Genomic DNA, 6,953 nt, shown 5'->3' with positions numbered 1-6,953 from the left:
GTCCCCCCTTCGTCCCGATCGGCGCGGGGGCCCCGGGGGGGGCCGCCCCCCCCCCCCCCCCCGCCCCCCCCCCCAACGCCGTATCCGTGTCCGGCCTCAGTGCGAGGCGGCCTCGCCCGACGCCGAGCCGGACGACGCCGGGGACTCCGGCGTGCCCGTACCCGCGTCCGTACCCGCGTCCGTGCCCTCGCCCGCCGTACCGGCCTCCGGGGAGCCCGAGTCCGACGGGGAGGTGCCGGGCGCGCCGGCCGCCGGGGCCGACGGGGAGGCGGGCGCGGACGGCCGGGAGCTGGGGCCGACGCTCTTGTAGTAGTTGTTCGACGGGAAGACGAACGCGCGCAGCCCGACCTCACCCGTCTTGCTGAACGAGAACACGACCTGCTGCGCGTCGCCGTTCTTCGCCGCCTCGTGGCCGTTCTCCACCACGGCCGAGGCGTTGCCCTCGCCGCCGAGCTGCACGGAGCCCTGCGCGGGCACGGTGATCGGCCCCGAGCCCTTGGCGGGGGAGAGCTTCACCGTGGCATTGGTGCCCGGGAGCTTCACCGAGTCGAGGGTCTGCGGAGCCGTGTCGTTGTTGAAGACGGTGCCGGTGACGACCGCGGGGCCCTCGGCGTCGGCCTCGGGCTGGGTGATCACGGTGATGTTCTGGAGCGTGATCTCGTCGAGGGTGGTGGCGGCGTTGTCCGGCTTGACGCCGAGCGTCTGCGCGTTGTTGCCGGCCCCGCAGGCGGAGAGCGTGGCAAGCGAGAACACGAGGGCAGTGGCGGCGAGGGTGCCGCGTCGAAGGCTGCGGCTCACGGCGGCGGCAACTCCTAGGACGTTCGGACGGAGGAGGGCGGGGCAGGTGGTGCGGGTGGTGCGCGTGCGAGGTGGTGCGAGGTGGTGCGCGTACGAGATGGTGCGAGGTGGTACGTGGTGGTGCGAGGTGGTACGTGGTGGTGCGGGTACGAAGCGATACGTGCCGGATGTCTCGGGACGGGCCAAAGACGCCTCGGCGCCCCCAGGTTACCGAGCCCCCCTCGCCACCCCGCACCCGACCCGCCTCCCGCGCCGTCCGCGCCCCCGGCCCGTCATGTCCCGTGTCGTTTTGCATGCCGTTCACATAAATCGCGTGATCAATTTCCCGCGCCGTCCCGCATTCCTTACGAATACCGTGGGAGTGCGTGCCGGTGATCGAATTCGGATTCCCTCGCACTTCTGTCGTACCGGCGCCACTCTTCTGTTCGTACGGATGATCTACGGTCGAACGCGGTACGGGAAGTTCCGCTCGCCGAATCCGGCAAAACGGGACGTTAGCCCTCGGTTGAGGGGGTCGCCCGGTGCGTAACGTGGGTGTTTCCGTGCCCCCGCGCAGCGGCTCCGACCTGCGAATACCCCCTTCCGGAAGCCGCTCGAAGCACGTTCCTGGCGCTGTTGTCAAGCCCCGAGATGCGCCCTGACCTGCGAAAACGCCATTCAGAAGAAGCCATTCTCGTGTTACCCTGGATAGCCACGGAAGGGGTACCTGTCACATGACGTTCAAGGTTGGCGACACCGTGGTCTATCCCCATCACGGGGCCGCGCTGATCGAGGCCATCGAAACTCGCCAGATCAAAGGCGTGGACAAGACCTACTTGGTGCTCAAGGTCGCCCAGGGCGACTTGACGGTGCGTGTACCGGCGGACAATGCGGAGTTCGTCGGCGTACGCGATGTGGTTGGTCAGGACGGGCTGGACCGGGTCTTCGAGGTGCTCAGGGCGCCGTACGCGGAAGAGCCGACGAACTGGTCCCGTCGCTACAAGGCAAATCTGGAGAAGCTCGCCTCCGGTGACGTCATCAAGGTCGCCGAAGTGGTCCGTGACCTGTGGCGCCGGGAGCGCGAGCGTGGACTCTCCGCAGGTGAGAAGCGCATGCTCGCCAAGGCGCGGCAGATTCTCGTCAGCGAGCTGGCCCTCGCGGAGAACACGAACGAAGACAAGGCCGAGGCTCTGCTCGACGAGGTCCTCGCGTCCTGAACGCACGTAGTCACGTAGACACGTAGAACGCACGTGGACACGGTGGAAACGCACGCACGTGGCGCCCACGTGAAGCGTGGAGCACACGTGAAGCGTGAAGCAGTGAGCTGTGAATGCCGTGGTGCCCGTTGGCCGGCTTCGGGGGAGAGCCGAGCCGTCGGGCGCTGCGGCATGTCGCGTGTCCGGGGCGGTGCCGGTGCCGGGATGCCCCGGTGTGCCCGGATCGGGGTGTCCGGGGCCGGTGCGCCGACTGCCTCGACCATGGTCACGGAAGGGTCCGGTCAAGGCATCGCGCCCGGCTTCTGAGCCCCTACCCATGTCGGCCGCGGAAACAAACCTGCCGGAACCAAGCCCGAACAAACCCGCCGGAGTGCAGAGCGATGTCTGAGGAACCCCGCCCCCACCGCACCGCTGCGGTGATCCCCGCCGCAGGCCGGGGCGTACGGCTCGGTCCGGGCGCCCCCAAAGCGCTCCGCGCGCTGGGCGGCACGCCGATGCTGGTGCACGCCATCCGCGCCATGGCCGCCTCCCGCGCCGTCTCCCTGGTCGTCGTGGTCGCCCCGCCGGACGGTGCCGCCGAGGTGAAGAACCTCCTCGACGCCCATGCCCTGCCCGAGCGCACCGACTACCTCGTCGTCCCCGGCGGCGAGACCCGCCAGGAGTCCGTACGGCTCGGCCTCGACGCCCTTCCCGAGGCCGTGACCAGCGTGCTCGTCCATGACGCCGCCCGCCCGCTGGTCCCCGTCGAGACCGTCGACGCGGTCGCCGAAGCGGTACGGGACGGGGCGCCCGCCGTCGTACCCGCCCTGCCGCTCGCCGACACCGTCAAGCAGGTCGAGCCGCGTGCGAAGGGCGAGCCGGAGCCGGTCGTCGCCACGCCCGAGCGGGCGCTGCTCCGCGCCGTACAGACCCCGCAGGGCTTCGATCGCGCCACGCTGGAGCGGGCCCACCGGACCGTCGAGCAGGTGGGCGAGGGGGCCACGGACTGCGCCGGTATGGTCGAGCGGCTCGGCGCGCCCGTGGTGGTCGTGCCAGGACACGAGGAGGCGTTCAAGGTGACCAGGCCGCTGGATCTGGTGCTGGCCGAGGCGGTTCTCGCCCGCAGGAGGCTCACCGATGGCTTCTGAGCGCCTCTCCGGGGGGCCGGGGGAGCCGTCCCCGTCGTCCCCGTCACCCCTGCCCCCGTCGTCCCCGTACCCGCTTCCGCAGGTGGGCATCGGCACCGACATCCACGCCTTCGAGGAGGGCCGCGAGCTGTGGTGCGCCGGCCTGCTCTGGGAGGGCGAGGGGCCGGGGCTCGCGGGCCACTCCGACGCGGATGTCGTCGCGCACGCCGCCTGCAACGCGCTCTTCTCCGCCGCGGGCCTCGGCGACCTCGGCGCCCACTTCGGCACCGGCCGCCCCGAGTGGTCGGGCGCGCCCGGCATCACCCTCCTCAAAGAGGCGGCGAGGATCGTCCGCGCCGAGGGGTTCACCATCGGCAATGTCGCGGTCCAGGTCGTCGGCAACCGCCCGAAGATCGGCAAGCGCCGGGACGAGGCCCAGCGGGTCCTCTCCGAGGCGGCCGGCGCCCCGGTGGCGGTCTCCGCCGCCACCTCCGACGCCCTCGGCTTCACGGGCCGCGGGGAGGGCCTGGCGGCCATCGCCACGGCGCTGGTGGTCCGTACGGGGTGAGGTGGGCCGGGTCCGTCCGGGCCGGGTCCTGTCCGCGCCGGGTCCCGTCCGGGCCCCGGTCCTGTCCGCGCCGGGTCCCGTCCGTACGGGCCGGACGCCGGCGCGGCGGGCCGGGCCCGGTTGCGCGATCATCGTCGGGTATCAGCCGGTAACAGTCCGCTGACGGCCGCAGCAGGAGGCAGAGCCATGACCGCCGTACTCTCCGATGCCATCAAGCAGCTCCTCGACACCCCCGTCTTCGTCACCCTCGCCACCATCCAGCCCGACGGCAGCCCCCAGGTTTCACCCGTGTGGGTGAAGAGGGACGGGAACGACGTCCTGATCTCCACCATTGAGGGCCGCCGCAAGACGCTCAACCTCCACCGCGACCCCCGGGTCAGCGTCGTCGCCCAGCCCGCCGGTGACCCGTACCTCTACGCCGAGATCCGGGGCACCGCGACGCTCACCACCGAGGGCGGCCAGGAACTGATCGACGAACTGTCGCGGAAGTACACGGGGAAGCCGTACGCCGAGTTCAACCCCGGTTCGGTGACGGAGGCCGAGCGGGTCGTCGTCCGGATCACCCCGGACCGGGTCGTCGGCCGGCTCTGAGCACCACCATGGGCGGTCCCCGCGTCACCCCGAGCCCATGAATTGTCACGCTTCTGTGTCCCCGTGGCCCAAAGGGTCGCGGGGCACTGCCCCGGGCGCACTACCCTTGTCGAGTGACTATTCGGCTGTACGACACCGGCGCCCGGCAGATCCGTGACTTCACCCCGCTCGTCCCGGGCTGCGTCTCGATCTACCTGTGCGGCGCCACCGTGCAGGCGGCCCCGCACATCGGCCACATCAGGTCGGGCCTGAACTTCGACATCATGCGCCGCTGGTTCGAGTACCGCGGCTACGACGTGACGTTCATCCGCAATGTCACGGACATCGACGACAAGATCATCGCCAAGTCGGCGGACCAGGGCCGCCCGTGGTGGTCCATCGGTTACGAGAACGAGCGCGCCTTCAACTCCGGTTACGACGTGCTCGGTTGCCTGCCGCCCAGCTACGAGCCGCGCGCGACCGGTCATATCACCGAGATGATCGAAATGATGCGCGGTCTGATCGAGCGCGGTCACGCGTATGCGGCGGACGGCAATGTCTACTTCGACGTGCGCTCCTTCCCCGGCTATCTGGAGCTCTCCAACCAGGACCTGGACGACCTGCGCCAGCCCTCCGGCGAGGGCGAGACCGGCAAGCGCGACCCGCGCGACTTCGCGATGTGGAAGGCCGCCAAGCCCGGCGAGCCCTCCTGGGAGACGCCCTGGGGCCGCGGCAGGCCCGGCTGGCACCTGGAGTGCTCGGCGATGGCCCACAAGTACCTGGGCCCCGCCTTCGACATCCACGGCGGCGGCCTCGATCTGATCTTCCCGCACCACGAGAACGAGATCGCCCAGGCCAAGGGGTACGGCGACGAGTTCGCCCGGTACTGGGTGCACAACGCGTGGGTCACCATGAGCGGCGAGAAGATGTCGAAGTCGCTCGGCAACTCGGTGCTGGTCTCCGAGATGGTCAAGCACTGGCGCCCCATCGTGCTCCGCTACTACCTCGGCACCCCGCACTACCGCTCGATGATCGAGTACAGCGAGGAGGCCCTGCGCGAGGCCGAGTCGGCGTTCGCGCGCATCGAGGGCTTCGTCCAGCGGGTCACCGAGAAGGCGGGCAAGACGGTCGCCGCCGCCGACGAGGTGCCGCCCGCCTTCGCCGAGGCCATGGACGACGACCTGGGCGTCCCGCAGGCCCTCGCGATCGTCCACACCGCCGTCCGCCAGGGCAACTCCGCGCTCGCCGCCGACGACAAGGAGACGGCCGTCGCCCGGCTCGCCGAGGTACGGGCCATGCTGGGTGTCCTCGGCCTCGACCCGCTCGACCCGCACTGGGCGGGCGAGAGCGACCGGGGCGCGGATCTCCACGGGGTGGTCGATACGCTCGTACGACTGGTCCTGGAGCAGCGTGAGTCGGCGCGGGCCCGCAAGGACTGGGCCACGGCGGACGCGATCCGCGACCAGCTCCAGCAGACCGGGCTGGTCGTCGAGGACGGGGCCTCGGGGCCCCGGTGGACGCTGGGACCGCGCTGACCCGCTGAAGGGTGCCGCCCGGAGATCCGGGCGGCACACGTGCGTACCCTGACACAAAACGCAGGAACACAAAACGCCGGAACACATGCGTGGACCAGCGCAGGAACACATGCGTGGACACATGCATGGACGAAACGCAGAACAGACGCATGAGCACATGCGTGAAGACGAGCGCGCCAACGGGCGCGTGCATGAGCGCGTGAGGAAACCGATAGGTCATGGCCGGGAACAGCCAGCGCAGGAACCGCCGTACGTCCAACAAGAAGGGCGCGCAGGTCGGCAGCGGTGGCAAGCGGCGCCGCGGCCTGGAGGGGAAGGGCCCGACGCCGCCCGCTTCCGCGCGCAAGGGCCATGTCAAGAACCGCGTCGCCAACGCCAAGGCCAAGCAGACGGCCCGGCGCCAGGTCGCCCGGCGCGGCGGCAAGGGCTCCAGCGAGATGGTCGTCGGCCGTAACCCGGTCTTCGAGGCGCTGCGGGACGGCGTGCCCGCCACGACCCTCTACGTACAGCAGTTCATCGACAACGACGAGCGGGTCCGCGAGGCGCTCCAGCTCGCGGCGGACCGGGGCGGCATCCACCTCATGGAGGCCCCCAAGCCCGAGCTGGACCGGCTCACCAACGGCCTCAACCACCAGGGGCTCGTCCTCCAGGTGCCGCCGTACGAGTACGCGCACCCCGACGACCTCGCCGCCGCCGCCTTCGACGAGGGCGAGGAGCCGCTGATCGTCGCGCTCGACGGGGTGACCGACCCGCGGAACCTGGGCGCCGTCGTCCGCTCCGTCTCCGCCTTCGGCGGCCACGGCGTGGTCGTACCGGAGCGCCGCGCCGCCGGGATGACGGCCGGGGCGTGGAAGTCCTCGGCGGGCACGGCGGCCCGTACGCCCGTGGCCCGCTGCACCAACCTCACCCGCACGCTGGAGGCGTACCAGAAGGCGGGGCTGACGGTCGTCGGCCTCGCGGCGGACGGCGAGGCGGAGGTCGGCGACCTCGACGCGCTCGGCGGCCCGGTGGTGATCGTGGTCGGCAGCGAGGGCAAGGGCCTCTCCCGGCTGGTCGGCGAGACCTGCGACTTCCGGGTGCGGATCCCGATGCCGGGCGGCGCGGAGTCGCTGAACGCGGGGGTCGCGGCCGGTGTGGTGCTCTACGAGGCGTCGCGCCGCCGGGTCTGAGGGCGCGGTCC

At 71.1% G+C, this 6,953-nt stretch carries 7 protein-coding genes; 6 read left to right on the top strand and 1 reads right to left on the bottom strand.

Annotated features, from left to right (window positions below):
- Positions 1–96: 96 nt before the first annotated feature.
- Entirely contained in the window at positions 97–798 is a 702-nt protein-coding gene (locus AB0O07_RS18200; protein ID WP_365633976.1) for a DUF461 domain-containing protein, read from the bottom strand.
- A gap of 713 nt (positions 799–1,511) precedes the next feature.
- Between AB0O07_RS18200 and AB0O07_RS18195 the strand changes: the two genes are divergently transcribed.
- The 6 genes from AB0O07_RS18195 to rlmB all read left to right on the top strand — a co-directional run bounded on the left by AB0O07_RS18195 (position 1,512) and on the right by rlmB (position 6,942).
- Positions 1,512–1,994 carry a CarD family transcriptional regulator gene (locus tag AB0O07_RS18195; RefSeq protein ID WP_003953493.1) on the top strand — a complete coding sequence of 161 codons (483 nt, stop codon included), beginning with the start codon at positions 1,512–1,514 and terminating at the stop codon, positions 1,992–1,994.
- A gap of 380 nt (positions 1,995–2,374) precedes the next feature.
- Positions 2,375–3,121: a 2-C-methyl-D-erythritol 4-phosphate cytidylyltransferase gene (ispD, locus tag AB0O07_RS18190; protein WP_365633973.1), complete on the top strand. Its 747-nt coding sequence runs from the start codon at positions 2,375–2,377 to the stop codon at positions 3,119–3,121.
- Positions 3,111–3,668, top strand: a complete 558-nt coding sequence (ispF, locus tag AB0O07_RS18185; protein WP_365633970.1) for a 2-C-methyl-D-erythritol 2,4-cyclodiphosphate synthase — start codon at positions 3,111–3,113, stop codon at positions 3,666–3,668. Before ispD ends, ispF begins: the two co-directional genes overlap by 11 nt.
- A 186-nt stretch (positions 3,669–3,854) precedes the next feature.
- Positions 3,855–4,259 carry a PPOX class F420-dependent oxidoreductase gene (locus AB0O07_RS18180; protein WP_365633967.1) on the top strand — a complete coding sequence of 135 codons (405 nt, stop codon included), beginning with the start codon at positions 3,855–3,857 and terminating at the stop codon, positions 4,257–4,259.
- A 113-nt stretch (positions 4,260–4,372) separates the two neighbouring features.
- Positions 4,373–5,773 carry a cysteine--tRNA ligase gene (gene cysS / locus AB0O07_RS18175; protein WP_365633964.1) on the top strand — a complete coding sequence of 467 codons (1,401 nt, stop codon included), beginning with the start codon at positions 4,373–4,375 and terminating at the stop codon, positions 5,771–5,773.
- Between the two features lie 218 nt (positions 5,774–5,991).
- The gene (rlmB, locus tag AB0O07_RS18170; RefSeq protein WP_365633961.1) at positions 5,992–6,942 is read left to right on the top strand and encodes a 23S rRNA (guanosine(2251)-2'-O)-methyltransferase RlmB; all 951 of its coding nucleotides are present in this window, start codon (positions 5,992–5,994) and stop codon (positions 6,940–6,942) included.
- Positions 6,943–6,953 lie beyond the last annotated feature (11 nt).

This window comes from Streptomyces sp. NPDC093085 (assembly GCF_040683935.1).
Taxonomy (GTDB): domain Bacteria; phylum Actinomycetota; class Actinomycetes; order Streptomycetales; family Streptomycetaceae; genus Streptomyces.
The sequence above is the reverse complement of the archived record's forward strand: the minus strand, read 5'-3'. Positions and strand labels throughout refer to the sequence as shown.

What these genes read in the sequence shown, in the direction of transcription:
- AB0O07_RS18195 (WP_003953493.1), top strand. Translation starts at nt 1,512, where the DNA reads ATGACGTTCAAGGTTGGCGACACCGTGGTCTATCCCCATCACGGGGCC.
- ispF (WP_365633970.1), top strand. Translation starts at nt 3,111, where the DNA reads ATGGCTTCTGAGCGCCTCTCCGGGGGGCCGGGGGAGCCGTCCCCGTCG.
- ispD (WP_365633973.1), top strand. Translation starts at nt 2,375, where the DNA reads ATGTCTGAGGAACCCCGCCCCCACCGCACCGCTGCGGTGATCCCCGCC.
- AB0O07_RS18180 (WP_365633967.1), top strand. Translation starts at nt 3,855, where the DNA reads ATGACCGCCGTACTCTCCGATGCCATCAAGCAGCTCCTCGACACCCCC.
- rlmB (WP_365633961.1), top strand. Translation starts at nt 5,992, where the DNA reads ATGGCCGGGAACAGCCAGCGCAGGAACCGCCGTACGTCCAACAAGAAG.